Annotated in this window: 26 protein-coding genes, 1 tRNA gene and 1 pseudogene; 18 read left to right on the top strand and 10 right to left on the bottom strand. The window is 44.5% G+C overall.

Annotation, left to right across the window (positions count from 1 at the left end):
• Positions 1-399 precede the first annotated feature (399 nt).
• Entirely contained in the window at positions 400-1026 is a 627-nt protein-coding gene (locus A2048_06895) for a hypothetical protein (protein ID OGP09092.1), read from the top strand.
• A gap of 111 nt (positions 1027-1137) precedes the next feature.
• On the opposite strand, the gene A2048_06890 is transcribed toward A2048_06895, so the two are convergent.
• Both A2048_06890 and A2048_06885 read right to left on the bottom strand, forming a co-directional pair.
• Positions 1138-1506 (bottom strand): DNA-cytosine methyltransferase, encoded by a 369-nt coding sequence (locus tag A2048_06890; GenBank protein ID OGP09091.1) that lies wholly within the window; start codon positions 1504-1506, stop codon positions 1138-1140.
• Positions 1494-1892, bottom strand: coding sequence for an aspartate 1-decarboxylase (locus A2048_06885; protein OGP09090.1), 399 nt, complete (start codon positions 1890-1892; stop codon positions 1494-1496). The genes A2048_06890 and A2048_06885 overlap by 13 nt, the downstream gene beginning before the upstream one ends.
• Before the next feature lie 58 nt (positions 1893-1950).
• Here A2048_06885 and A2048_06880 point away from each other — a divergent pair, with 58 nt between their 5' ends.
• From A2048_06880 to A2048_06840, 9 genes and pseudogenes are all read left to right on the top strand, one after another.
• Complete coding sequence (locus tag A2048_06880; protein OGP09089.1) at positions 1951-2496, top strand: hypothetical protein; 546 nt, start codon at positions 1951-1953, stop codon at positions 2494-2496.
• A gap of 3 nt (positions 2497-2499) precedes the next feature.
• A complete protein-coding gene (locus tag A2048_06875) occupies positions 2500-3039 on the top strand; it encodes a hypothetical protein (GenBank protein OGP09088.1) in 540 nt (179 codons plus the stop codon).
• 90 nt (positions 3040-3129) lie between these two features.
• Complete coding sequence (locus A2048_06870; GenBank protein ID OGP09087.1) at positions 3130-4338, top strand: trigger factor; 1209 nt, start codon at positions 3130-3132, stop codon at positions 4336-4338.
• The gene (locus A2048_06865) at positions 4335-4961 is read left to right on the top strand and encodes an ATP-dependent Clp endopeptidase, proteolytic subunit ClpP (protein ID OGP09086.1); all 627 of its coding nucleotides are present in this window, start codon (positions 4335-4337) and stop codon (positions 4959-4961) included. Before A2048_06870 ends, A2048_06865 begins: the two co-directional genes overlap by 4 nt.
• Before the next feature lie 87 nt (positions 4962-5048).
• A complete protein-coding gene (locus A2048_06860) occupies positions 5049-6275 on the top strand; it encodes an ATP-dependent protease ATP-binding subunit ClpX (GenBank protein ID OGP09085.1) in 1227 nt (408 codons plus the stop codon).
• 81 nt (positions 6276-6356) lie between these two features.
• Positions 6357-8702 (top strand): annotated as a pseudogene (locus A2048_06855) (endopeptidase La).
• Positions 8703-8876: 174 nt separating this feature from the next.
• Positions 8877-11126 carry a hypothetical protein gene (locus A2048_06850; GenBank protein ID OGP09084.1) on the top strand — a complete coding sequence of 750 codons (2250 nt, stop codon included), beginning with the start codon at positions 8877-8879 and terminating at the stop codon, positions 11124-11126.
• Positions 11127-11446: 320 nt separating this feature from the next.
• Positions 11447-13393, top strand: a complete 1947-nt coding sequence (locus A2048_06845) for a hypothetical protein (GenBank protein OGP09083.1) — start codon at positions 11447-11449, stop codon at positions 13391-13393.
• 108 nt (positions 13394-13501) lie between these two features.
• Entirely contained in the window at positions 13502-14038 is a 537-nt protein-coding gene (locus A2048_06840) for a four helix bundle protein (GenBank protein OGP09095.1), read from the top strand.
• Here the strand turns inward: A2048_06840 and A2048_06835 are convergent.
• Together A2048_06835 and A2048_06830 are read right to left on the bottom strand one after the other, a co-directional pair.
• Positions 14030-15016, bottom strand: a complete 987-nt coding sequence (locus A2048_06835; protein ID OGP09082.1) for a hypothetical protein — start codon at positions 15014-15016, stop codon at positions 14030-14032. The genes A2048_06840 and A2048_06835 overlap by 9 nt on opposite strands.
• Before the next feature lie 8 nt (positions 15017-15024).
• Positions 15025-15291, bottom strand: coding sequence for a hypothetical protein (locus A2048_06830; protein OGP09081.1), 267 nt, complete (start codon positions 15289-15291; stop codon positions 15025-15027).
• 619 nt (positions 15292-15910) lie between these two features.
• Here A2048_06830 and A2048_06825 point away from each other — a divergent pair.
• Entirely contained in the window at positions 15911-16312 is a 402-nt protein-coding gene (locus A2048_06825) for a hypothetical protein (protein OGP09080.1), read from the top strand.
• Positions 16309-16686 carry a hypothetical protein gene (locus A2048_06820; protein OGP09079.1) on the top strand — a complete coding sequence of 126 codons (378 nt, stop codon included), beginning with the start codon at positions 16309-16311 and terminating at the stop codon, positions 16684-16686. The genes A2048_06825 and A2048_06820 overlap by 4 nt, the downstream gene beginning before the upstream one ends.
• On the opposite strand, the gene A2048_06815 is transcribed toward A2048_06820, so the two are convergent.
• Both A2048_06815 and A2048_06810 read right to left on the bottom strand, forming a co-directional pair.
• A complete protein-coding gene (locus tag A2048_06815; GenBank protein OGP09078.1) occupies positions 16652-18307 on the bottom strand; it encodes a hypothetical protein in 1656 nt (551 codons plus the stop codon). The two genes, A2048_06820 and A2048_06815, sit on opposite strands and share 35 nt — an antisense overlap.
• Positions 18308-18309: 2 nt before the next feature.
• On the bottom strand, positions 18310-18891 hold the full coding sequence (locus tag A2048_06810) for a hypothetical protein (protein OGP09077.1): 582 nt from the start codon (positions 18889-18891) through the stop codon (positions 18310-18312).
• Between the two features lie 138 nt (positions 18892-19029).
• Between A2048_06810 and A2048_06805 the strand changes: the two genes are divergently transcribed.
• Positions 19030-19111 (top strand) — tRNA-Leu (locus A2048_06805).
• 78 nt (positions 19112-19189) lie between these two features.
• Here the strand turns inward: A2048_06805 and A2048_06800 are convergent.
• Positions 19190-19396, bottom strand: a complete 207-nt coding sequence (locus tag A2048_06800; protein OGP09076.1) for a hypothetical protein — start codon at positions 19394-19396, stop codon at positions 19190-19192.
• Between the two features lie 77 nt (positions 19397-19473).
• Between A2048_06800 and A2048_06795 the strand changes: the two genes are divergently transcribed.
• The 5 genes from A2048_06795 to A2048_06775 all read left to right on the top strand — a co-directional run bounded on the left by A2048_06795 (position 19474) and on the right by A2048_06775 (position 24716).
• Positions 19474-20445, top strand: a complete 972-nt coding sequence (locus A2048_06795) for a stress response serine/threonine protein kinase YihE (protein OGP09075.1) — start codon at positions 19474-19476, stop codon at positions 20443-20445.
• Between the two features lie 98 nt (positions 20446-20543).
• Entirely contained in the window at positions 20544-21017 is a 474-nt protein-coding gene (locus A2048_06790; protein OGP09074.1) for a hypothetical protein, read from the top strand.
• Between the two features lie 4 nt (positions 21018-21021).
• Positions 21022-21507, top strand: coding sequence for a hypothetical protein (locus A2048_06785; GenBank protein OGP09073.1), 486 nt, complete (start codon positions 21022-21024; stop codon positions 21505-21507).
• Between the two features lie 114 nt (positions 21508-21621).
• Positions 21622-22674, top strand: a complete 1053-nt coding sequence (locus A2048_06780; GenBank protein ID OGP09072.1) for an A/G-specific adenine glycosylase — start codon at positions 21622-21624, stop codon at positions 22672-22674.
• 68 nt (positions 22675-22742) lie between these two features.
• Positions 22743-24716, top strand: a complete 1974-nt coding sequence (locus A2048_06775; protein OGP09071.1) for a hypothetical protein — start codon at positions 22743-22745, stop codon at positions 24714-24716.
• Here the strand turns inward: A2048_06775 and A2048_06770 are convergent.
• From A2048_06770 to A2048_06760, 3 genes are all read right to left on the bottom strand, one after another.
• Positions 24713-25009, bottom strand: a complete 297-nt coding sequence (locus A2048_06770; GenBank protein ID OGP09070.1) for a hypothetical protein — start codon at positions 25007-25009, stop codon at positions 24713-24715. The two genes, A2048_06775 and A2048_06770, sit on opposite strands and share 4 nt — an antisense overlap.
• Before the next feature lie 165 nt (positions 25010-25174).
• Entirely contained in the window at positions 25175-26203 is a 1029-nt protein-coding gene (locus tag A2048_06765) for a Holliday junction DNA helicase RuvB (protein OGP09069.1), read from the bottom strand.
• 70 nt (positions 26204-26273) lie between these two features.
• The gene (locus tag A2048_06760; GenBank protein ID OGP09094.1) at positions 26274-26885 is read right to left on the bottom strand and encodes a Holliday junction DNA helicase RuvA; all 612 of its coding nucleotides are present in this window, start codon (positions 26883-26885) and stop codon (positions 26274-26276) included.
• Between the last annotated feature and the right edge of the window lie 64 nt (positions 26886-26949).

Genomic DNA, 26949 nt, shown 5'->3' with positions numbered 1-26949 from the left:
GACAGGGGAGCATAATACTCTAGTTGCTTGCGGGGTGGAACTGAAAGGTTCCCATGAAATACATCATCCTATTATGGATTGCCACTGTCAGTTTGGTTTTGTCCCCCGTTTTGGCAAAAGCTGAATCCACAACATCACAACCTCAATCTTATTTAACTCAAGACACATTCTGTTACCCCGCACTTGATGCGAGGCCTAACATGGCGCCAAGCGAGCAAGAAAGCTTAAATGCCAACAACTGCACTCAAGAAAATCCAACTCTCATAGCCCGCAGCGGATGTTGCTCATGGCACGGCGGTGTTTGTGGCTGCGATGCAGCCTCGGATCGGATTGTATGTTGTGACGGAACTTTGAGTCCGTCGTGTACTTGTGGGGGGTATTAACAATAAGGAGGGTAATATGGTTACAAATGACGAACTGAAGAGTAACCCCATGCATTTATTTAAAGCTTTTAGGTGTCTTGATCATACTCACGATTTTTTAAATGGATCATTTTGGATGGGAAATATTAATTACTATAAAAAAATTGAAGATGCTACTCGCCAAGACATCACAGAAGGTGAATCCTGTTATAAAAAGTATACTGCAAAAGCAACAGAAAACATTGTTAATAGAAATACCCAGCCTGGTTATATTAATTGTACAGCCAATATATTAAATCCTATTCATCTTCTGTGTTGTTCAAGTCCAGAAGTAGATTTGGAATTTTTAAAAAAGAAGTTTGGTATCTATGTGGTTCGAATCAATAACCCAGAACAATTGCTGATCGATTTAAATAATTTCTTCAGCCATGGAAACTTAAAAACCGTTGGTCCAATATCTTTAAAGAAAGTGGAATACACTAAAGGTAATATCTTGCCGGCAGATCCAGAAGATGAAACGAAGTTAATATACACACAAAAATCGCCAAAATTTAAACCTGAATCAGAGTTTCGATTTATAGTCACCCTAGATCATAAAATGAAACGGGAGGATTTTTTAAAAATCATTTTAAACAAAAGATTAGATTACGTGGAACAGGTATGATGCCGAGTGAAATAACTCCCCCCTGCCCCCCTCTTATTTTAAGAGGGGGTAGAAGAAAGGGAGAAAAATCAGTTTTTTCTCTCTTATCCCCCCTCTTAGAATAAGAGGGGGTTAGGGGAAGTTACTTTCCGTATTTAGTTTTTGCCAAATTGTTTCCAAAACAACATCCATGTCCTCCAAAACTTGGTTATTCCAAAAGCGGATCACATCAATGTTATTTTCTTTTAAGTATTGTGTTCGAACTTTGTCATAAAGCTCTGCAGCTAAATGCTGGCTACCATCTAGCTCAATAGCCAAGCGCTTCTCGGAGCAGTAGAAATCCAAAATATAAGGCCCACAACTGTACTGTCGAAAAAATTTAAAACCATCCAATCGTTTATTTCTTAATTGTTGCCACATTTTGGCTTCGGCATCGGTCTGATCTTTCCGCAATTTACGGCGGAAGGGTTTTAGAGATGGATCGTTGGTTAGATGGGGCATAGATGCCGAGTGGGATAACTCCCCGTTTTTATCTCCACCCTCACCACTTTATTTTTTTCATCCACATGCACCACCTTTTGCTTTATCTGGGCGGCGTCTTCGCGGGGGATTTGTTCGAGTGAAAGAATGATGACCTGATCTCCTGGTTTAAAAAGCAGGGCAGGGCAGCCGTTCAGGCAAATCTCCCCGGAACCGGATTTTCCGGGAATGGCATAAGTTTCCCAGTGCGCGGCATTGGCCATGCTGTTGATGTGAAGAAGTTGGAAAGGGGCAATGTCGGCGGCTTTCATCAAAAGAGGATCGATGGTAATGCTGCCTTCATAATCAAGCCTTGCCTGGGTTACATGAACACGATGAAGTTTTCCCGTACAAACGGTGATTGACATAGAACCTCCTTTCCGTAAAATTGCCCTTTATCATTATTAACCTCAAGGAGAAAAACTCATGCTCATTCATAAAAAAATTCTTGTTTTAATCGCTTCGTTGTCTTTTTCGCTTATGGCCCATGCAACTTCAACCCCTGTCGCTGACGCCACTAAAACTTACACGCTCACCCAGCTCCATCAGGTGGTCTCCAATCACAAAGAATGTTCGGCTTTTTATAAAGAATTGAAGCAGCTCACAAAAAACCCCGTAACCTTGCAATTCACTCCGGCTTCCAAATCACAAATAGCAGCCCAAGACTCTTCAGGGCAGATAAACAATCATAGCCATTCCATCATGAATCAAGAAGTAAACGGGGGCATTGTCAACCGGACCATTTCAGGAAATTTTACAATGAAGGACCAGCAAATAGATTATGTGGCTGCCATTTCGGCCAATCTTAATAACCCCGATCACAAATATATTTATCCCATTCTCTTGGCCAGCCACAATGCCCAGTGCTATTACACGGCTTTGGTCAACCCCAGTGATGAAACCGTGGCAGCCTTTAAAAAGAGTATCCAGGCAGGACATGCCGCCAAGGGAACTGATATCCATCAAAAGTAACTCATGCACTATCGAAGAGCAAACGATGCCGATTTCGAAAAAATTTTTGAACTTCAAAATAAAAACCTGTTGTCAGCCATAAACCCATCGGAGCGTTCTGATGGGTTTCTTGCCACCGTGTTCACCATTGAACAATTCAGGGAAATGAATGATGCCCTTTGCGTTGTCGTTGCCGTGAAAGGGAAAAAAGTCTGTGGCTATATTTGCACCAGCCCACCTGACTTCTTCAAAAAATTCCCGCTCCAAAAAGCCATGCTTGAACGTTGCTCCCAAATTTCCCACAAAAATAAACCCCTATCGTCCTATCAAACTTTTGTGGCAAACCCCATTTGCATTGATAAAAGTTTTAGGGGAACCGGGGTCTATTTGGGGCTATGCAACAAGGTGCTCGAGTTCATTCCAAAAACCTACCAATTGGCCGTAGGTCTCATATCACCCGAAAATAAGAGACATTTAAAGGCCATCCGGCAGGGTAAAATGGAAGCTGTCGATCAATTTCAATTTGAAGAAAAAACATACCTTTTATTTGCCCGTTTTTTCTAAAAAGGGCCCCTCTTTACCCTTCAAATTCTTGTTGTTGTGGGCTTTAAGGTCTGATAGGGGGAAATGCCCTTTTAGAAAGAGGTTTACTTTATGAAAGCAGGAATCAAAAAATTGTCCGGAACAAAGAAAAAAATAACTATTGAAGCGGATGTGGCTGAAGTAGACCACGCCTTTGAAGAAGCCCTGAAAGTAGTTAGCAAACAAGCCAATATCAAGGGGTTTCGCAAAGGGAAAATTCCCAAGAATGTTTTACAAACCTATTATCCGGGTGAAATTCTGCGCGAAGCTGTCAATCATTTGGTCAATCACACCTACCCCAAAGCCCTGGACGAACACAAATTATCCCCCGTTCTTGAACCCCATTTTCATATTGAAAAACCCATGGAAGAGGGCAAAAAATTTGAATACGAGGTTGAAGTTGAAATTAAACCCGAATTTGACCTTAAAGATTATAAAGGCATCAAGCTAAAGAAACGAAAGACCGAAATAAACCCCAAGGATATCGAACAAGAACTCAGCCGCATCCAGGAAGCCAAGGCCGAACTAAAACCGGCGAATAAGGAAAGTGTATTGCAAGATGGTTTGGTGGCCACAATCGATTTTTTCGGCACCATTGATGGCAAGCCCTTTGAAGGCTCCGAAGCCAAAAGCTATCTTTTTGAATATGGCAAGGGCCACTTCCTAAAAGATTTTGAAGCCCACATCAAGGGGGCCAAAGAAGGAGAAGAAAAAACTTTCGACCTTACCTTCCCTTCCGACTATTTTGCCGAAGCCCTCAAAGGTAAAATAGCCGCCTTCAAAGTAAAAGTGGTGGCGTTGCACGAAAAACTCCTGCCCAAATTGGATGACGAACTTGCCAAAGACCTTGGCAAAGAAAGTTTGGAGGCCATCAAAACCGAGGTAACGACCTTTTTGACCAAACGAAAGGAACGGGAAATCCGTCAGGAATATGCTAAAGACGTCATGGATCTTTTGGGAAAGGAATACAAGTTTGACGTACCGGAAGGGCTTATTGATGCCGAAGTAAAAGCCGGCAAAAAAGACAAAAATGAAGTAGAAAAAAACTTAAGACTTCAATTTGTCTTGCAGGAAATTTCGGTGAAAGAAAAAGACAACATCAAAATTGATCCTAAAGACGTTGAAGAACGGTTTCATTCGCTTTCGCACATGTATCGTCAGCCGGTGGATGTCATCAAAAAATATTACACCGAAAATAAAATGCTTCCACAGCTTGTAAGCCAGATTCTGCTGGAGAAAACTCTTGATTTTGTGATCGACAACGCTACACTCAAAGAATGATTAAAACACCTGAAACGCTCAACACTCTCATCCCCATGGTCATTGAAAACACGCATCGTGGGGAGCGCGCTTACGATATTTATTCCCGCCTGCTTAAAGACCGCATCGTTTTTATCGGCACCGCCATTGATGACAACGTCGCCAATCTGCTTATTGCCCAATTACTTTTTTTGGAATCAGACGATCCCGAAAAAGACATCTTTATATATATCAATTCACCAGGGGGTTCTGTCACAGCGGGGTTGGCTATTTATGACACCATGCAGTACATTCGTCCCGATGTGGCCACTTTTTGCATGGGGCAATGCGCCAGCATGGCTGCCCTTCTTCTTTCAGCCGGAACCATAGGTAAACGTTATGCGCTTCCCCACTCGCGCATTCTGATCCATCAACCCTTGGGTGGCGTTCAGGGTCAGGCAACCGATATTGACATTCAAGCCAAGGAAATTTTGCGTTTAAAAGAAGCCCTCAACCAGATTTTAGCCAAACACACCAAACAGTCCATCAAACGTATCCAAATGGATACCGAACGTGATTATTTTATGTCTGGACCCGAAGCAAAAGAGTATGGAATAATAGACGAAGTTGTAGAGTATCGCGGCAAAGACAAAAAAGTAAAATGACGCGTTCCGTCACACTGTTTCCGGGCTTTTCCCGGAAATGGGAAAAAGAAGGAAAACAAAAAAGTGGCAAAAATCTTTAACGAATCGATGAATCTTTCATGTTCTTTTTGTGGAAAGTCGCAAAGAGAAGTAAAAAAACTCATTGCCGGCCCCACGGTCTATATTTGCGATGAATGTATTGACTTGTGCAACGACATCATTGCCGAAGAAACTGTTAAACAAGAACGCTTAAAGGCCCGTTCGTCGATCCCCAAACCAAAAGAAATCAAAAACATTCTGGATGAATATGTCATTGGTCAGGAACACGCCAAAAAAATTCTTTCTGTAGCCGTGCACAACCACTACAAGCGGATTGAATCCTCCTCAATTTCCAAAGATGTCGAACTTCAAAAATCCAACATCCTTCTCATTGGGCCCACAGGTTCCGGCAAAACCCTTCTGGCCCAAACATTGGCCAAAATTCTTAATGTCCCCTTCACCATTGTGGATGCCACAACGCTTACTGAAGCAGGTTATGTGGGGGAAGACGTCGAAAACATCATCTTAAATCTGTTGCAAGCGGCTGATTTTGACAAAACCAAGGCCGAAAGAGGTATTGTCTACATTGATGAAATCGACAAAATTTCGCGTAAATCCGAAAACCCTTCCATTACCCGTGATGTTTCAGGGGAAGGGGTGCAACAGGCCCTGCTAAAAATTATTGAAGGAACCGTGGCCAATGTCCCCCCCAAGGGCGGTCGAAAACATCCCCAGCAAGATTTTATCCAGGTAGACACCACAAATATTCTTTTTATTTGCGGGGGCGCTTTCTGTAATTTGGAAAATATCATTGAAAGACGTTTCAACCAGAAAAGTATCGGGTTCGGGGCCACCATCAAGTCTAAAAACGAAAAAAAAATTGGTGAGATCTTAAAAGAAGTTGAAACGGAAGATCTTCTGAAGTTTGGACTTATTCCTGAATTTGTCGGCCGTCTTCCCGTTATTGCCACTTTGTCTGAATTAGATGAGGCGGCTCTTATCGACATTCTTGTAAAACCCAAAAATGCCTTAAGCAAACAGTATCAACGCTTGTTTGATTTTGAAAAAGTAAAGCTTACCTTGACTGCCAAGGCCCTGGAAGCCGTCGCTTCAGAAGCCATCAAGAAAAAATCGGGGGCCCGTGGCTTAAGAGCCATTTTGGAGAACATTATGCTCGACATTATGTATGAGATCCCTTCGCAGGAAAACGTGGAAGAAATCATCATTAACGAAGACACCGTTTTGAAAAAAGCCGAACCCATCATTATTTACCAGAAAAAAGCCGAGTCGGCTTAAGATTCATTGGATTGTCTTGACAAGCTTCTGAAAGCCACTAGGATAACCTCTGTTTATACCCCTTTTCATGAGGAAAACCACATGGATGAAACAAGATTTTTCGATAAAGGCCCGGGCATCAAACAGGTTCCCCTTCTTCCTTTAAGGGATATTATTATATTCCCCCACATGGTTGTTCCGCTTTTTGTGGGCCGCGAAAAGTCTATTAGTGCGCTTGAAGAGGCCATGAATACCGAAAAGGACATTCTTTTGGTGGCCCAAATCAACGCCAAAACCAACGATCCAAAACCAGACGACATCTTTAAAGTGGGCACCTTGGGCACCATCATCCAAATGCTGCGCCTGCCCGACGGCACAGTAAAAGTTTTAGTCGAAGGAAAAAAACGGGCCCGTATTCTGCGTTATACCGGCATGGAAACTTATTTCACGGTTGAAGTGGAAGAAATTTTAGAAGATCGCAACATTAATATTGAAGTCGAAGCGCTCATGCGTTCCTTAAAGGCCACTTTTGAAACCTATGTAAAGCTCAATAAACGCATTCCCCCTGAAATGCTGGCCTCCGTTGCTGTTATTGATGACCCTGCCCGCTTGGCGGATACAATTGTGGCCCATCTTCACCTAAAACTTTTGGATAAACAAAAAATCCTGGAAATCGATTCGCCCAAAGAACGTTTGGAAAAGCTCTATGGCCTGATGCAGGCAGAAATTGAAATTTTACAGGTTGAAAAGAAGATCCGTACGCGCGTCAAAAAGCAGATGGAGAAGACGCAAAAAGAATACTATCTCAATGAACAGATGCAAGCCATTCAAAAGGAACTTGGCGAGCGCGATGAATTCAAAACCGAAATTCAAGAACTTGAAGAAAAACTTAAAAAGAAAAAACTGACCACTGAAGGCATGGAAAAATGCCGCAAAGAAATCAAAAAACTGAAAATGATGTCCCCCATGTCGGCGGAAGCCACTGTGGTTCGTAATTATATCGATTGGATTTTGGTCCTGCCATGGGATGAACGAAAAGAAGAAAAACATGAAATTAAAGATGCCGAAAAAATCCTTGAAGAAGATCATTACGGTCTGGACAAAGCCAAGGGCCGCATCATTGAATATCTTGCCGTCAACAAACTTGTCGGCAAAATGAAGGGCCCCATCCTTTGTTTGGTTGGCCCTCCGGGCGTTGGTAAAACATCATTGGCCCGTTCCATTGCCCGCGCAACTGGACGTGATTTTGTACGGCTTTCCCTTGGGGGCGTCAGGGATGAAGCAGAAATCCGTGGTCATCGTCGCACTTATATTGGCGCCATGCCTGGAAAGATTATCCAATCACTGAAAAAAGCCGGTTCCAGCAACCCTGTTTTCCTCTTGGACGAAGTAGACAAGATGAGCATGGATTTCCGTGGCGATCCATCAGCCGCTTTGCTCGAAGTTCTTGACCCTGAACAAAACAATGTCTTTAACGACCATTATCTTGATTTGGACTATGATCTTTCAAACATCATGTTCATCACCACAGCCAACACGCTGCAGTCAATTCCGAGCCCACTTCAAGACCGTATGGAAATCATCCGTATCCCGGGCTATACCGAAGACGAAAAACTGACCATTGCCCAAAAATATCTCATTAAAAAGCAGCGCGAGGCCAACGGCTTAAAAGAAGAAGACATCCAATTTGCCGATTCGGGCCTTAAAATGATTGTCCGGCGTTACACCAAAGAAGCGGGCGTGCGCAATTTAGAACGCGAAATCGCCACTGTTTGCCGCAAAGTCGCCAAGGAAATTGCCGAAAATCCCACAGAAACTCGTTTGAAAAAAGTGGCCACAGCCAAAAACATACCCAACTTCCTGGGCATTCCCAAATTTCGTTACGGTGTCATGGAAGAAAAAGACGAAGTGGGAATTACCACGGGGTTGGCCTGGACCGAAGTGGGGGGAGAACTTCTTTCAACCGAAGTTACCGTACTTCCCGGCAAAGGGAAGCTTACCATCACCGGCAAATTAGGGGATGTCATGCAAGAATCGGCACAGGCCGCCATGAGTTATGTCCGTTCACGCGCCCTCCAATTTGGTCTGGATCGCGATTTCTACCAGAAGGTGGATATTCACATTCACGTGCCCGAAGGGGCCATCCCCAAAGACGGGCCATCGGCAGGGATTACCATGGCCACCACCATTACTTCGGCCTTGTTACGCATTCCTGTGCGTAAAGACATTGCCATGACGGGTGAAATTACCCTGCGTGGAAAGGTGCTTCCCATTGGTGGTTTGAAAGAAAAATTATTGGCCGCTCATCGTGGGCAAATCAGAACCATCATCATCCCGAAAGAAAACGAAAAAGACTTAAAAGATGTTCCTAAAAAGATTTTAAGTACTCTTCACATTATTTGTGCAGACCACATGGATGAAGTCTTAAAAGCCGCGCTTAAAGTGGATAGTCAGGACCGTATTTTTAAGAATAAAGATTTCAACATTGTCATGGAAGAAATCTATTCCAAAAAACCTCCCGTTGTTGAAACCAAGCCCCAAACTGAAATCGTGGCGCATTAACCATCCAAAATAACGGCGCAACCTTTTATAAAAAATGCCGAAATAATGCGGTAATCCATCATGTACCGCATTCATCCAAGATTTGGCGTGGGGTCTTCCCCCGCTTTACGACCTTTAACGGGTTTAAGAATCCCGACAGTTGCCACCACACGCCCTGCCATCAGGAAGGCCCTGCCCACCCATGTTTCCTCTTATCGCAAGGCATCGCCCCAACACTTACGACAAATCATTGATGGAGGGGAAAGTGAACCCATTGTGGAAATGAAGGACTATGATTTAGAACACCTTAACACGGGCCTGCACTCGGGAATTTTTCCTCCCGGATTTTTCGGCCTTCCAAACCCGCAAGAATGCTTTGTTAAAAAAATAAAAAGGAAAGTAAGTGGAACGCAAATTCTGAACATGCAAGCCTACCTTACTTTGCAAAGGGCTAAGTTGAAGGGTTGGGCTCAAAAATTTCTGGACCAACGAAAAACTGCCGGCATTTCTGAGCGACCAAAAATTTATTTCCTTGCCTCCGGGGATGGCCTTGAAATTGACTTGCCATGGTTTACCCTTTATTTCGACGTTTACCTGATAGATCAAAATGCCGAAGGATACGAAAAGCTCGTTCAATCCATGAGCAGGCATCATTCCGATAGGCTCAAAAATCTTCATTTCATACAGCGCAATTTCATTGTGGGAATGAAGCAAAGACTTGAACCCGGAGATTGTGAATCTTTGATTCATAATCCTGTTTCCTTACGATTTTTAAGGCCGGATGAAAATGCAGACTTGATTGTTTATCATTTTGGATTAAGGCCCGTGGCCAATTCAATAGAAGACGCTTTAAGAAACGTCCATCCTTTAACCATACCGCCCACAAGTGACCCTCTATGGGACCAGGTTTCAGGCCTGAACATGTGCTTTCAACTTAAAGCTCTTATCCAACTGGCTCAAAGCGGCGCCAGGGTTTTTGTAACCACCGACACTCTTTTGGTCACGGGAAATCCCCGTGATGGATATGATCTTCATCCCCTACTTTTTGACGCTGCTGGGAACCCCGCCCCTTCTGTAAAAACTATCCTTGGCAACCCTAAAGATGTTGGCATTGAAGAATACCCTTTTCTAGCCGTAGGACTCCCTCATGACCATGCCCATGTTGAAACACTTATTCTTTCACCGGCTGGGAAAACGTTCTATTCCCTTGTTCGGGATTTTCCTCCGGATGGTTTTGAGCTTCTTGATTGGGCAGAAATGGACAATGCCATTGGAGTCGCCGCTCAAGCCGAAGATTCTCACCAATGGTATGACCATTGCCAACAAAACCAAGGGGGCATATGCGCCACCCTCATGCCCTGGCTTGAAGGGCAAAAAGCAAAAAATGGCAAATACCCCACAGTGGAATTTTTAGGTGCCGGTGTCACCGCTGACATTCCTCTTGAAGAGATTAAAGCCCCGTTTCACCTGGTCGACTACAATGAATGCGCCTTAAAATTAGCCTACGATAAAATCAGGGGCAAAACTCACCAACAGCAGAATCTTCATGTAAAAGATTTATTGGGCGGGGCCATGTTTGAAGTCTTAAGGCGTCTGAAAGAATTTTTGAAAATTCCCCATCCATCCTTTGAACAAAGGATTCAATTTTTGTTGGAAGCAAGCCGTGTGGTTTATGAATATAGCGTTCCTCCCATTGCCGAGGAAACAAGGGCCATTGTCTCTTCGATGGTTTTAAGCCAACTAGGAACGTTTCTAAAAAGGTCTTTCATACCGGCAACGGGTCTTGCCATCCCTCAAGCGCACATACGCAACAAGGCTTTCAATATTTTTGATGGCATTTCTCTCCATAAACATTGGGAACAAGTTCTCAATTTCCTAAAACGAGGGGGTACTTTTGTTTATGTAGCTACCGATAGCATGACCACTTTCAATGAGACTCCTGTCCCGCTTCTTTACAACCCCCGAGGGAATGCCGTTACCCTTCGTAATCTCGTGGAACCACTTTCATCTACGGTTAGGGTGACCCCCATTCCCCCCTGGGTATGGGACTATACCCCTGAGGAAACTCGTATTATCGAGGCTTACGCTCTGGCTTCACCAGCAGATATTGATCTTGCCGCCATGGAAGAAGCTATCCAACAATCAATGGGGAGTGCCTGGTTAGTCCTTGCCAACCCAGATACCTTTGAAGAAATAAGTTGTGTCCTTTGCGCGATGGGGAATAACCCGGATTTGGGAAATGATTCTGATGGCCCTGCGCCCATTGGTTTTCGTGAAAGATGTCAACTAATTTTAGGCCCCCTTATGAATGTTTTGGGCCGGTTTGTTTGAATGTTTTCCAAAATTTTTTAAAGGTACTTCTTAAACCAACCCATCATCGCCTCGGCGGCGGAGGGTCTTGACAAAGCCAAGGCTTGCATCCTACGCCAACGAGCGTAAGGGATAAAAACAAAAAGATTCCCATGACAAAAATAAAAAAATCCACTTATTGACAAGAACACACACAACTGATGAAAGGAAAACTTTCTTTATGGGCACCTCTAAAAACTGTTACAGAGTGACCCTTCGAGAGCCTCAGGGTGTCCCAACTAAGCTATAGTGGACATGGTGAGGTTCTCGAACCATGAACTCGAGTTTTTAGAGGTACCCTTATGCCAATGACCCAAAAAGAGGCCCAGGAAATGGGAAAAACTGAAGAAGAACTTTGGCAAAGAACACATGCCGCCATTTTAAAAGAGATCCATCAAACTTCAAGTGATCTAAGAGCAGACCGCATAACCGCCCGTGACCTCACCAGCCAGATTGTGGCCGCCCGCAGGGATGAAGACAAAGCCGCCTTGGCCAGTGACGAAGCTGTCGCCCATGGGTTGGCTCGTTTAAGAGAACACAAATCAAATGACCTGGAATCTTTGGCCGAACAACCCTACTTTGCGCGGGTCATCACAGACGAGGAAGATCGCACCATCGAATTTAAACTGGGGACGGCCAGTTTTCCCGCCGAACGCATTATTGACTGGCGTAAAGCTCCCATCAGCAAACTTTATTATGATTATCGCGAAGGTGAAGAATTTGCGGAAACCATTCAAGGTCAGGAGCATTATGGCACCATCCGTCTAAGACGCGCCTATCAAGGTGTGGAAAATGAACTCCATCGAATTGAAACCACGCAAGGGGTCATCACCAAAACAAAAAGTGGCTGGGAAATCAAATCACAAACCCAGGCCCTTTCACGAACCGAAGATCATGATGGGCATCTTCCGCCCATTCTTTCGCTGATCACTTCCGAGCAATTTGCCCTCATCACCAAAAATGCACAAAAGCCTATTGTCATTCAGGGTATTGCCGGTAGCGGCAAAACCACCGTCGCCCTGCATCGGCTGGCCTGGTTGCTTCACGAGGACAATAGCGATGCTCGCGCTAAAAATTGTTTGGTCGTCATGTTTAACCGTTCTCTTAAAGCCTATGTCGAAACCACTCTGCCTGAACTTAAAATCCCCGGCGTTCAAATTCGCACCTTTTCACAATGGATTGGTGAACTGACCACGGACCTTTTAGGCCCGCGACCCGTGGGATCGTTTGAAAAAAGTCGTGAGCTGGAACTTTTTAAATCATCCCGTCAGTGTTTAAAACTTCTTTTGGAATATATTTCAAAAAACCCCCATCAAGAAAACAAAAGTTTCATTGACGACCTGTTTGGTTTTTATGCGAGCTTGGTTAAACAAGACATTCTCTGGCGACGATGGAATTTGGTGCAATCCCAACTCAAGGAACAGGTGGAGAAAAAAATCTGTGATCATCAAGATGATGCCCTGCTCCTTCATTTGATTTATGCCGAACACGGTTATTACCCTGGCAAATCATCCAAAAGCCTGGGCATGTGTGACCATATTGTCATCGATGAAGCCCAAGACTTCGGCAGTGTTGAAATTCGCGCCCTCTTAAATGCGTTGGATGTTGATCGCACTGTCACCATTGTGGGGGATATGGCCCAAAAAATTGTGGTGGGAAGGGATTTTGGCGGATGGGATGAACTCTTAAAAGACGCCGGATTCACGGATACCATGCCCATTTCGCTGACAGTTTCTTTTCGTTCGACAAAAGAGATCATGGAAATTGCCGAACATTTGCGCGGGCAAAAATTTTCTGAAAAAGAAAACACGTCTTCGGGCCGTCGCGGAGCCATCCCCACCTTTCAACGCGTTGAAAACCCGACCTTGCTCGCACAACGTGTCAGCCAGTGGATTGACGCCAGGAACAAGGACAGTGCCAAGGCGCTCTCCGCCATCATTTGCCGCTGGCCAAAGCAGGCAGTGCAATTGGTGGAAGATTTGCGCAAACTGGGTTTTAATTCTGTGCGTTTGGGACACCGGGAAAAATTTGATTTCTCCCCCGGCATTACCGTGACCAATGTGCATCAGGTAAAAGGTCTTGAGTTCCGAAATGTTTTGATTGTGGAGCCTTCCGAAGAAAATTACAAAGCCGCAAGTGAGGAAGAACAAAACCTGCTGTATGTGGCTGTGACACGTGCTGAGGAGCGGCTGGATTTTATCGGCGTTCAGAAACCAAGCTCTTTATTGCCACCGCTGACCCGTCCATAAAACAGACGCCGACCGTCTCGTTTTCGGACGGTTGAAAAAAACCAACCATTACTTTTCAACTATTTATCTCTGGCATTGAAATTGCTTAGCCATGGGCTGGAGGTTTTTATGCTTATTCCCCACCACGGAGGATACCGCAAGTTGCGCAGCTTTCAATGCGCACAAGCCGTTTACGATGCCACCGTTCTTTTTTGTAAGCGTTTCATTAACAAATTTTCGCGGACGCACGACCAAATGGTCCAAGCCGCACGGAGCGGCGTGCAAAATATAGCCGAGGGCAGCATGGCTTCGGCAACTTCGAAAAAAACCGAACTTAAATTAACCAATGTCGCCCGCGCCAGCCTGGAGGAGCTCTTGCTCGACTACGAAGACTTCTTGCGCCAACAGCGCCTACCCCTTTGGCCAAAAGATTCGCCCAAAGCGCTGGTCGTCCGACAAAAGCTTCGGTCAGACCTGTCGGACCTGTCAGACGCGTCGGACGAGTCAGACATGTCCGACCCCGAACATGCGGCCAACACACTTATTTGCTTAATACACCAAGCCAGTTATTTATTGGGGCGACAATTACGCACTTTAGAAGAACAATTTTTAAAAGAAGGCGGGTTTACAGAAAAGCTTTACAAAGTAAGAAGCCGCTTAAGGTAATTGCGCTTTAATTTTTTCATAATGCGCCACGGTGTCGCAAATAATATCCCGTACCGACTTCACCTTGTCGATCAAGCCCACACCCTGGCCCGCAGAGTAAACGGTCTTGTAAGAAGCCTTTGACTTGGGGTTTCCAAAAAGAGAGCGCGCCGCGCGGGAAAGGGCGATCCATTTTTTAATCTTTGGGCTTTTAGAAGCGATCTCCTCAATCAAGCTTTTATCCAGGTCAAGTTTCTGAAGCGCGGGCGTCAAAATGAAATTTCCCGGGAATCCATCCACCTTGTCGGTGCTGATAATATCTTCGCAACGGGCGGAGACAATCGTCTGCTTGTAAGCCTCATCCACCTCGGCCTCAAAGCTGGCAATAAAACGCGTTCCCATGTAAATGGCCGAGGCTCCAAGCCCAAACGCAGCCACCATCCCAGCCCCGTCCACAATGCTCCCCGCGGCTACTACCGGTAATTTTGTTTCGCGAACCAAATAGGGAATCAGCGCAAACGCCGAAATATCCCCCGCATGCCCACCGGCACCACTCCCCACGGCAATCAGCCCATCCGCCCCGCTGTCAGCCACTTTTTTCGCGTGCTCCAAATTGACGACATCGCAATACACTCTCGTCCCCGTCTGATGGGCGAGCTTGATGATTTCCTTGGGGCTCCCCAGCGAAGTGATCAAGAGAGGGACTTTTTCTTCGAGACACACATCCATTTGCTCGCTTTGAAACTTGTTTGATTTCTGAACGATGATGTTCACGCCAAAAGGGCCATCCGTCGATTTCTTGATTTGCTGAACCGCTTTCCTAAACTCCGTAGTGGGCCGGTAATTTAGCGCAGGAAAAGACCCCACCCCTCCAGCATTGCAAACAGCCGTCACCAGTTTGGTGGTGCTTACCAAAAACATGGGGGCCGCGATAATGGGGTATTTAACGTTAAATTGTTTTGTGAATGCTGTTTCGATTTTGATTTTTTTTTGGGTCATGGAAAAATTTATTCAGGAACCGATGCCAACCTCGGCACAAGCTGCCTTAAAACAGGGGCCACGAAATCACCAACAAATACTGAAGAACCATCCAATAAAGGACCGTTATAAATTTGGCTAAATGACACCCAAGGGACCGCCCCTTCTACTCTGCGATCCGCATTTTGAAAAATCAAAACGACACGCGAACTTCTATCGGGGCTTTCAAACTCACCTCCAACTAAAACATATGGTTTGTCCCCCAGGATAATCGCCGTGCCCTTCAGCAACCACATGCCACGTATCTGTACCTACAGGTTCTCCAAATGAAACAGGATTCCATGTGCCACCCAAAGGTTTTCTCATAGCTACAAGCCGCTCAAAATCTTCACGCAATTGTTGTGCCGATGGAAGACCACGAGGATTTCTGAATACCTTATGCTTGGGAAGAAGGGGAATATGGGGCAGCCCATGAAGGGTAGGCCGAGCCGCATTTAAATATCTAACCAAAGGTGTATAAGGCATAAGGCCACGACTTATCGGGTGTATCTTATTTGTCAATAATTTATTAGAAACTTGTCATCAATCCTCTAGTTCCCATGCCCCATTTTTCAACACAAACCGGCGAATCGCCTCTACACAATTTTACAGATTTTGAGTGTCAATATTTTTGATCAATGGTATGCCCCCAGGGCAAGCCCTGGACCCAAGATTCCGTGGCAAGGCGCGCATCCTGCGCCAACGAGCGTAGGGGATAAAAAGCTCATCCAGCTTGTATTTGCGGGCGATTTTGATTCTAAGCGGCTAAAATTATTATTGATTTAGAATCAACCCTTGACTAAAAAATAGATTGGCGGACAATAATTCTCCAGCAGGAAATAGTTTATTTTTAACTTTAGGAAAAGAGGTATGTTTATGCAATCTACCAAAGAATTATTGGATGGTGGGAATAAGATGGTCCTTATTGTTGACGATGAGGATGATGTCCGTCTATTGTTACGCAAAACCTTAACAAAAAAAGGGTATCAAGTTCAAGAGGCGGCTTCCGTGGAAAAGGCTTTGGAATTTGTAAAGCAAAAGGTTCCTCATCTTATTATTTTGGATTTGGGTTTCAAAAAGGCCAGTGGGTTGGCCTTGCTTGAAAATATTAAAGACTATGTTGGTGAAGGAAAAGAGCCCCCTCCCATTGTGGTTTTAAGTGGCTATAGCGACCCCGAGGTTGTGAATTTCGCTTCCGAGCTTGGTGCTGAAAGTTTTATTGAAAAACCTTTTGATGTCACGCAGGTGGTGTCACAAGTGCAAGAATTACTTCATTGAATACAAAAGTTCTCATTATTGATGACGAAGAAGATTTGGCCCGCATTACCTCCAAGTGGATTCGGTCGGGGGGGTATGATGTTGTCTGCTACCATGAGGGGAAAGGGGCTGTTGAAAAAGTCAAGGAACTCAAGCCCCATCTTATTTTACTCGATGTGATCTTGCCCGATATTTCCGGTATTGAAATATGCAAGGTACTTCAACAAGACAAACAACTTAAAGAAATCCCCATTCTCTTTTTTACTTCATCCCGGCCTGGTGAAACAGAAAATTTGGAAAGTTTGGGAGCTCAGGGTGTTGTCTACAAGCCCTACGAACCACACGACTTGCTCAAAACCATCAAGCAGACGCTGACAAATTTTGCGGAAATGTGATTGAAAAAGTAGAGCCATTCCCAGGTTGACTTTGAACAGTAATTTTTCCACGATGTTGTTCAAGAATAAGCCGGCAAACGGCAAGTCCTATTCCAGAGCCGCCTGTTTTCCAGATGCCACGGGTGATGGCCTGATTGAACATTTCAAAAATCCTGTTCTGATCTTCCTTATCTATCCCGATTCCGTTATCTTTGACCTCGATACAAAGGATGCCGTCGGTTTTTTTAAGTGAAATAATAATTTTGCCACCACTTTCAGTGAACTTGATGGCGTTACTTAGCAGATTGAGGATGACCTGTTTGAGCCTGTCTTCATCGCAGGAACTAAAAAGAGGTGTTTGTGGCAAAATTGTTTCCAGGATCAATCCCTTTTCAAGGATGGCATGCTTCATCGATTGACAAGCCTCATTGACGAGTTCGTTTAAATTAATGTTGGCAAAATCCATTTCCATCTTGCCGGCTTCCAATCGCGTGTAATCCAAAACGTTACTGATAAGACGTGCCAAACGGTCGATGTTTTTCTGGGCGATTAAAAGGGTTTCGCGTTGTTCATCATTAACAGGGCCATCAATGCCGGCCAAAAGCATATCGATACCTGCTTTCATGGAAGAAAGAGGGGTTCTCAATTCATGGGAGACCATCGAAACAAAGGATGATTTTAATTGATTGGCCCTTTTTAAATCCTCATTGGCTTTTTTAACTTTTTCTTCGGCATTTTTTCTTTCGGTAATGTCGATGATGGAGCTTAGGACAAAAACGCCTTCTTCAGTGACCAAAGGCTTCAGCCCTATTTCTACCGGAAATTCTGTGCCATCTTTTCGTTTACCGAACAAATCACGGCCGGCCCCCATCTGACGATCTTGCGGTTCCTGCATGAATTGACTGCGGTAATGAACATGATTTGAATGAAACCTTTGCGGGACAAGGGTTTCAATTGATTGCCCCGCCAGTTCATTCTGGGAATACAGGAACATTTTTTCAATCTGGGTGTTCATGAGAACGATTTTACCGGTATGATCAACCATGATTAATCCGTTGGGTGCGGCCTGGAAGGTAAGACGGAACTTTTCTTCGCTCTTTTTAAGTTCTTCGGTGCGCAATTTTACTCTTAGATCCAATTCGTCTTTTATCTTTCTGAGATCTTCATGGGCTTGTTCCGTTTTTTTCTTTTCAATTAAGACATCTTCAACAACACTTAAGGCGGCCTGACGTGACTTGATGAGTTGTTCATTCCTTTCTTTAAGTTCCTGGGTTCTTTTTGCCACCTTCTCTTCCAGATTAAACTGAATATTCATGAGCTGTTCGGCCATGATTCTAAGCGATTCGGCCATTTTTTTCATTTCCGGACCCGAGACATCTTCCCATAAATTTGTGATTGCTTCGAAATTACCATTGCGGATTTGCTCAATGGCCGTCTGCAATAATTTAATCGATTTGCAAACGGGGTTAAGCAGGTACAAATTCAAGCTGGTGATGATGACGATTAAAGCGATGGTAAGGGCAACCCACCTGTACTTGTCATTTATGGGAAAATAATAATCGGCCATAAGCCAGGATATGCCAAAGAGGATGGGAATGGTGATCAAGAAAACCAGAATAAATCGTATGCGCAAAGACATCATGGTTATGATTCAATTTTATAAGGTTCGGGTTGATTGAATTTTCGACAAAGATCGTTGACTTCGGCTTTTAATTCGAGAATACGCTCTTCGCGGCCCATCATGGCCAGGTTGAATCGTTCCAGTTCGCGGTTGGCACTGTCGAGTTCGAAGGCTTTCTTGTTGGCTTCCTCGGCTATTTTTTGAAGTTTCAGGTTTATTTTTTCAAAATGGGCAGGGGTGGGAATGGCCATGGCCTTTGGTAACAAGGGCCATAAAATAATGGCCGTTGTCAACGAAACGAGGGCGGTAAAAGCCTTGACCAGACCCTCAATGCGATAGGCAGCGCTCCATGTTGTCCACACATCCATGATATGAGTTGTGCCGCAGGCAAGAATGAAAATGGCAAAGAGGAGAAAGATTAAACGAAAAGGAATGTCCTTACGTTTAACGAGAAAGCAAACAAGGGCAAGGGGGATGGAATAGTAGGCCAAAAAAATGACAACATCGGAGATAACGTGCAGCCATAAGATTTCAGGCTCCCAAAAATAGCAATGCCCGTGAGGCATGAAATCACCCTGAAAAATATTTTTGAAGAAAGAAATCATAAATTCTCCAAAGCAAATATGAACTTTTTAAGACTATGAACCCATCCGCCAAGAGCTGTCAAGAGGAGGTGTTTCATTTAAGAAAAATCCTATTGTCATAACCTTTTTAAAGATTTACTCATCATTTTTTTATCCCATGCCGAGGTGGCGGAACTGGCAGACGCGCTGGACTTAGAATCCAGTAGGGTAACCTGTGCGGGTTCAATTCCCGCCCTCGGCACATATCGAATGCGGAATGCGGATTTCGGAATGCGGAATCAAGAGTCAAAATTTTTTTGAGTGTGGCTGCTTTCTTCACCTAGTCCGAAGATGGGCCTTCTTCACCTTCATCATAATGGAACCCGGGTTTCTTTTTGGGATCGTGGGGTTTTTCTTCGTGGGCGATTGCTTTTTTGGCGTTGATCTCGATGTTTTTGATGATGTCGTTCTTTCTGGAATTCACCGTTTCTTTTGTGCCCGAAAGGATTTCGGCTTCACGGTCTTTTTTTAAGTTCTTATCATTCATAAAAGCCTCCTCGTTTCAAATGAAGCTCCCTTATTTTGAAGATGGCAAGCTAAATTTATTTGTGGTTTAAGAGGTTTATGACCACTCCTTTCCAAGACCTGTTGCCAAACCGGATCTGTGATGCTCTTAGCCATCAGGGGTATCAACCTACCGGGCAACTTTTTCAGCTTAACAGCTACGAAAACCGTGTTTATCAGGTTCATCTCGAAGGAAATGTTTCTCCCCTTATTGCCAAATTTTATCGTCCTGGCCGCTGGAAGGAAGAAACCCTTGTTGATGAACATAAAGTGCTTATAGCCTTGGCCGAAGCCGAGGTTCCAGTGGTGCGGCCCGTAAGCTTGGCCCAATCAAAGGGTTTCCCAAGTTTGGGTTTTGATGGGCCTTATTATTATTGTTTGTATCCGAAGTTTGGGGGGCATGAACAAGCCGAGCTTTCGAATGAAAATCTCCGGTGGCTCGGGCGTCTGTTGGGGCGCTTGCATAATATTACTCATTCCTTAAATGTGAAAAATAGACTCCATCTTACTGCAGAAACCTATGGTTGGCGCTCTTTGGATTCTATTTTGGACAAACCCCATGCCCCTGAAAGTTTGCGGGACTCCCTTGAAGATGTCATTTCCCAATGTTTAGAAAAAATAGAGCCGCTTTTCACGCAGGACTGGAAACCCTTTGCCGTGCATGGCGATTGCCATTTTGGAAACATTTTGTGGAACAAGGATGGCCCCACACTCGTTGACTTTGACGACATGGTGGTGGCGCCCGCGATTCAAGACATCTGGATGTTGTTTTTTGGCGACGAAGACGAACAGCGGGAACAGAAGAAGAATTTTTTTGAAGGTTATGAGATGTTCCGCTCTTTCGACCATGCTTCTTTCATCCTGACGGAACCCCTTCGCACGCTTCGTATGATCCGCCATGCCGCGTGGATCGGCGAGCGCTTTGAGGAGGAGATCTTCAAACGCGCTTTTCCTTACTATGCGGAGACGAGGTATTGGCAGGATTTTCTGCTTTCGATAAAGGAGCAGTATTCTTCCCTCCGCTCTTTTTAAATCCATTTAAAAATTTTATTATAAATTAACTTTATGATTTTATTATATTAAAATAATGTATTTACAAAGTAAATATATTAAGTAATATAGATACTCTGATGAGAACGATCCAAGAAAATTTTAAAAATATTTTTGGTCAATTAAATGAGTTTATCGATGCCTTCAATGAAGAGGCCCATGGAATGGGGTCTCCCTCGATTCCAAAGCAGACGGTTCAGATCGTAGGGCAAACGGCCTTGCTTTTGGCTGATTTACCCTTTCCGGTGACGGCCACTATGGACTTGGATGTGGTTTCTCCCTTAAATTATATCGTGCAGAAAAGATTATCAGAGCTTCTCTTGAATGAAGGCATGCGGTTAGAAAATGACGGGCATCTTATTTGGATGCCGCAAGAAACATTGTATCAAAAGATTCTGGATTTTCCATCGGTAGAGGTTTTTATTGCCTTACCCGAAGCGGTCATGGCTTCGAAATTGAAATTTCATAGGCTTAAAGACCAAAAACTTATTCAGACCTATTTGAAATTCTTCCCGGAAAAAGAAGAAGAGATCCGAATCCAATCAAAAAAATAAGACCATGAATCCAACAACTCAACATGTGCTCGAAAGATTGAATTATGAAAAGGTTCTCTTGACCTCGGGTGTGATTCCTCGCCGGAAGAGGGTCACACTCGATGAGATATTCAATGCCGCCTTAGAGGAGCCGCGCATTTATGAGGTTCTCCCAGCGATCCTCATGTATAGGCCGCAGGTCATCCATCGGCAGGATCGTGACCGTAAAAAATATCCGGAATTGGCAAAAGCGATGAAGAACTTTTTCAATCCCGAAAAATTACCTCAAAGTTTTTATGGCGTGGACATGCAGGACTGTTTGAAAACGGCGCTTCGTTATAGGCAGTTTCTAAGCGAGAATGCATCCAAACGAAAATCCCGCACTTTAACCCTGCGTTTGGGCATAGAAGACCTGGAAAGGTTGAAAAGGCTGACTCAGAGGCTGCATACCAAGGGGGTCTCCGAGACAATCCGTCTGCTAGCGAGGGAAAAAGAAGGGGCTTCCTCTTAAAAAAGAGTGGAAGTTTTCCTTGGGTTTCGCCACAATTTTTTAGGATTTGTAAAATTATGGTCACTGAGCGGAGTCGAAGTGATGGCCCCTCGACTCCGCTCGGGGACCTAGCCTATGGCCCTCTCCCCGCAAAAATTCCGTAAGCAACTCCTTTGTTGGTATCAATCCCAAAAGCGGGATCTTCCTTGGAGAAAATTTAAGGATCCTTATGCCATCTGGCTTTCCGAAATCATGCTTCAGCAGACGACGGTGGCGACAGTGATTCCCTATTACAACCGTTTTTTAAGGAAATTTCCGACTTTAAAATCCGTGGCCCAAGCTCCCATCGAAGAACTCCTCAAATTATGGGCGGGTCTGGGATATTATCGTCGTATTCGTCACTTTCATGAGTCAGCCCAAAAGATTTTTCATCAGCATGACGGAAAAATTCCATCCACAAAAGAGGCACTAAAAAATTTGAAGGGGCTTGGGGAATATACGGCCTCTGCTATTGCCAGCATTGCTTTTGGTGAGCCTGTAGCGGTGGTTGACGGAAATGTCATTCGTGTCATGGCTCGTTTGTTTGCCATTCATGAAAGTGTGGATTCCTTAAATGTACAGAAAAATATTGCGATCAAGGCCCAGAAACTTCTAGATAAAAATAATCCGGGAGATTTTAACCAGGCCATGATGGAGCTGGGGGCCACGGTATGTACCCCTTCCAATCCCAAATGTCTTTTATGCCCCGTATTGAAGGGGTGTGCCGCTTTTAAAGAAGGCAGGCCAGAGAGTTATCCTGTTAAAGGGAAAAAGATGGCTTATGTTAAGGAACATTCGATGGCTCTGGTTGTTGAACATGAAGGATGTTTTTTAATGCGGCAACGTACCAAGAAGGAAATTATGGAAGGTTTGTGGGAAGTCCCCACGCAGGTTTGTGAGGGGGCTCCGTCTTTGAAGGCGGTAAAGCAATGGATAGAAGACTTAAACCTTCCACTCAATTTTGAACCAGCACTGATGCGGCCCGTGTCCCATGCCATTATGAATAGACGCATGCAGATCAGACCATTTAAACTTGTTTTGTCAAACCGCCCCAAAAATCTTGTCAAAGATTGGCATTGGGTTTCTGTATGGCAGAAAAACGAGTTACCCCTTTCTACGGTGACCAAAAAGATTTTAAAAGACATTTAGATTTTTTTTAAAACAGATATTGACACACCGAGCGCCGTTTTTTAGCTTTTCTTGTCTGTTTAAAATATATGGAAGTCTTTCAACCAAAAAAAGAGGTTTTGTCCAAAGAAGGGTTTCTTGGGTTTTCCCATCCAGGGAAAGAGTTCAGGTTTGATCGGGTGCGTCTTATTTCAGAGCTTTTGGCTTTGGGACATTCCAAAATAACCCAGTCTATTGCCGAGCTTGTGGCCACGGAGGTTGAAAAAGAAATTTCACGATGCAAGATCGAGTTTTTATCTTTGGAATTGGTGAGTGAATTGGTGGCCTTTCAACTTCATGAACTGGGGCTTGTTCGTTTAAAAAATAGTCCGGTCCTCCATGCGGCTCAAAACGAAAACAACCCCTTTCCCGAAAAAGACGAATCCTTAAACCCCGATCTCTTGGCGGTGATGGCCTTGCAAAAAGAAAGTGTGCAAATGGCCCCTGAAAAAGCGCCATTAAAATCTGTGCGTATTGTGCCCGAATTTGGTGAAGAGGGGACCCAGTATCTTTTACAGCACGTTTTGTTGGCTAACGGGCAGAACGCGGTGCGTGAAACCGTGCAGGAATGTTTTTTGCGTGTGGCTCGGTGTGTTGCTGAAGGAGAAGCCCGTTATCAGCCGATCTCTGTGTTACAGGAAATAGAAGACAAGTTCTATGCGATGATGGCAAGGGGAGAGTTCTTGCCAGAGATAAGCGTTCTTCAAAATGCGGGGAAGCCGGGAAGTATTCTTATTTCGTCTTTTAGTTTTTCAGTGGATAATTCCATTGATTCTGTTTTTGAAACGATGAAGGAAGCGGCCTTTGTCCATCAAAATGGAGGAATGTGCAGTTTTAATTTTTCACAGCTTTATCCCAAAGAAAATGGCTTGTCTCCCCAAGGGTTTTTGAACATTTATCATTCTGTTACCAGCTCATTTTTTAACAAACATCCTGTTTCTGCTGCTTTTTTGCCGGTGGATCATCCCGATATTGTCGAACTTGTTAAAGCAGTCTCTCAAAAACATTCCACAAATTTGAGACTAACAGTGGGGCTTCAAGATTCTTTTTTTCAAGAGTTAAATCGTGATGGCCCTTGGCCCCTGGTTCATTCCCAGTCAGGCAAACCGGTTAAAATGACAAAAGCCAGGGATCTTTTAGCCGTGTTTGTTGATGCCATCTTATCCGGAGCAAAATTAGATTTTGTTTTTATGGATAAGTTTAACTCTCTAAACCCCGTTGCTTCTTTTGGTTCTTACCAAACCGTGGGCGTAGAGGGGGATGTCCCCTTGCTTCATCATGAAGCTGTTCCTTGTGGAGCCATTAATCTTTCAAAATTTGTATTAGAAGGCCAGTTTTCTTGGGATGCTTTGGCGGAAACTTTGTTTTTGGGAATCAGATTTATGGATAATATTTTGGAAGTGGCTTCCTATCCGCGGCCAGAGTTTAAAAACACAGCTTCTGCTTTCAGAAAAATTTCTTTGGGACTTGCCGGCTTTGCCGATGTGTTCTCAGGTCTGGATATCCCTTACGATTCCCAGGAAGCCGTTGATTTGGCAAGCCAGATCATGTCTTTTGTACAACGTAAATCACAGGAAGCTTCTGTCAGATTAGCCAGTCACAGGGGCGTTTTCCAAAAATTTACGGATTCATGGTATGTGCATCATGGGCTTAAGCGGCGTCACAGTTTGATTACCAATCTTTTTTGCACGGATGCACTGGCCTCCATTTGGGGATGCACTCCCGGTTTGGAAGCTCAAGTGCCTATGGCTTCTCTTCAAGGGCAGTTGGCCTTGCAAGCGGCTGTTGAAGAGCATGTGGAAGGGTTGGTGTATAAAAAAATTCTTTTTGATGAAAGTACAAAACCGGAAGACCTTGTTTTTGCCTTGTTGCAGGCCCATCGTTATGGCTTGCGGCATTTGTGTTTTGCCAAGCAGGAAACTCAAAAATGGTTTGTTCGTTCGATAAAGAAAATTGTGGATGACCAAATGGGCTTTTCAAAAGAATATTCCTACTTTGATGTCCCCGAAGATGGAACTTATTAATTTGGTCTTAGCACGAAGACGACTTCGTCGGGATAAACATAGCCCAAAACCTCACGAGCTTTGTGCTCCAGGTTTTTTTTGTCATGAAGGGACGTTATTTCCTGAGTGAGTTTGAGGTTTTCTTCAAGGATGGATTTGTTTTTCTCCTCTAAGGTTGTTTTTCTCTGCCTTAATTCCATCAAACGGCTTAAACCATCCTCACTTCCAAAGGTTGCAGACATAAATCCGCAAAAAATGACCACAGCCAAAATATAAAAAATAAGATTCGAATCTTTTTTGCTGATGAGTTTCAATTTTTCCTGCCTGCAAAATAAAGAGAGTATAAGCTAAAAAATACTTAATAATATACAGGTGGTTATAGGGAAATAAAAGAGAAACTTCAAAAAATTGAAAAATACATCCTTGGAGAACCTTAAGGCACGCCGCTTTTTGTAAGGGCAATTCATGAATTGCCCTTATTACAACAATTCCGTCTGTCCTTTATTAATAAAGGGTACCTGCAAATGTTCAAAAGCCAGCCTTGTGGCTGTGCGTCCCCGAGGGCCACGGTTGACAAAACCCTGCTGAATCAAAAAAGGTTCATAAACATCTTCGATCGTGTCTCTTTCTTCATTAATGGCGGAAGCGATCGCCTCCACGCCTACGGGCCCCCCATCAAATTTCTGGATGATCGTTCTTAAAATCTTTCGGTCCATGGCATCAAAACCTTGTTTGTCCACCTCGAGCATTTCAAGGGCCTGGGAGGCAATGGGGGAAGAGATGATTCCTTTCCCTTTCACTTGAGCAAAATCACGCACGCGACGTAGTAAACGATTGGCGATGCGGGGTGTGCCACGTGAGCGCTTGGCGATTTCACGGGTCCCTTCGTTTTCCATGGGAACTTCCAAGATATTTGCTGAGCGTCGGAGAATTTGTTCCAAATCTTTCGGGTTATAAAAATCCAAGCGCTCCACAATCCCAAACCGGTCGCGAAGAGGGGATGTGAGTAAGCCTGCGCGCGTTGTGGCTCCCACCAAGGTAAATCGAGGGATATCCAGTTTGATGGAGCGGGCAGAAGGTCCCTGACCGATCAGGATATCCAATTTAAAATCTTCCATGGCCGGGTAGAGGATTTCTTCCACCATCGGGTTTAAACGATGGATTTCGTCGATGAATAAAACCGAATTGGGTTCAAGATTGGTGAGGATGGCCGCCAGATCGCCGGCCCTTTCAATCACGGGGCCGGAGGTTGACTTGATCGGCGCTTCCATCGCATTGGCAATAATATTGGCCAGCGACGTTTTTCCCAATCCCGGAGGCCCGCAGAAAAGGCAGTGATCCAGAGTCTCTTTGCGCTGCCGGGCGGCTTGGATGAAAATTTTTAATTTTTCTTTGATATTGGCCTGGCCGACAAATTCATCCAAACTTTTTGGGCGCAGTGAGAGATCGAGATGCAGCTCGTCATCTAATGTGTTGGGAATGATATTTGAATTTTCTCTGTTGATCATGATTCTTTCTCGTTCCCACGCTCCTGCGTGGGAACGCAAGTTCCCGACGCTCCTGCGTCATCCCCATCCCCTACATCTTCGACAATTCTCCTAAAGACACTCTCAGCAATTCTTCCACTCTCGCCCCCGCATGGTGCTTCACCTTCCCCAAAGCTTGCTCCGCAATATTCCGCTGATACCCCAAATTCATCAACGCCGAGAGCGCTTCATCATAAGTTTTTCCAGGAGAAACGTGCCCTTTCCCAAAAGAAGTCACATCCAGCTTAATCGTATCCGCCATTTTAAAAACCTTATCTTTGAGCTCCACAATCAGTCTCTCCGCCGTTTTCTTGCCAATGCCGCTGATGCCCGTGAGCTTGGCCAAGTTCTCGTCGATCAACGCCTGGATCAATTCAAAACTGGTAAGCCCCGAGAGCACCTGCATGGCGAGCTTTGGCCCAATGCCGCTGACACTGAGCAAATTTTTAAAAAGATGCTTCTCACTGGAATCTAAAAATCCAAAAAGGACGAAGCTTGTCTCGGTGATGTGTGTGTGGATGAGAAGTGCGACTCCTTCTCCGAGTTCCGGTAATTTCTGAAAACAAGTTTTCGAAACAAACACCTCATAGCCCACGCCATTCACGTTGATGATGAGTCCTTCGAGGTTTTTTTGGGAAATCTTTCCTTCAAGCTGGGCAATCATGCGGGCTAGTCTAGCACCCAAGCCTTGGGCGGCAAGGGGAAATTTTGGGAGCAACCTTAGGAAG

The sequence above is a fragment of the Deltaproteobacteria bacterium GWA2_45_12 genome, assembly GCA_001797365.1.
Taxonomy (GTDB): domain Bacteria; phylum UBA10199; class UBA10199; order UBA10199; family UBA10199; genus UBA10199.
Note: the sequence above shows the minus strand (reverse complement) of the source record. Positions and strands in the feature narration are given on the sequence as shown.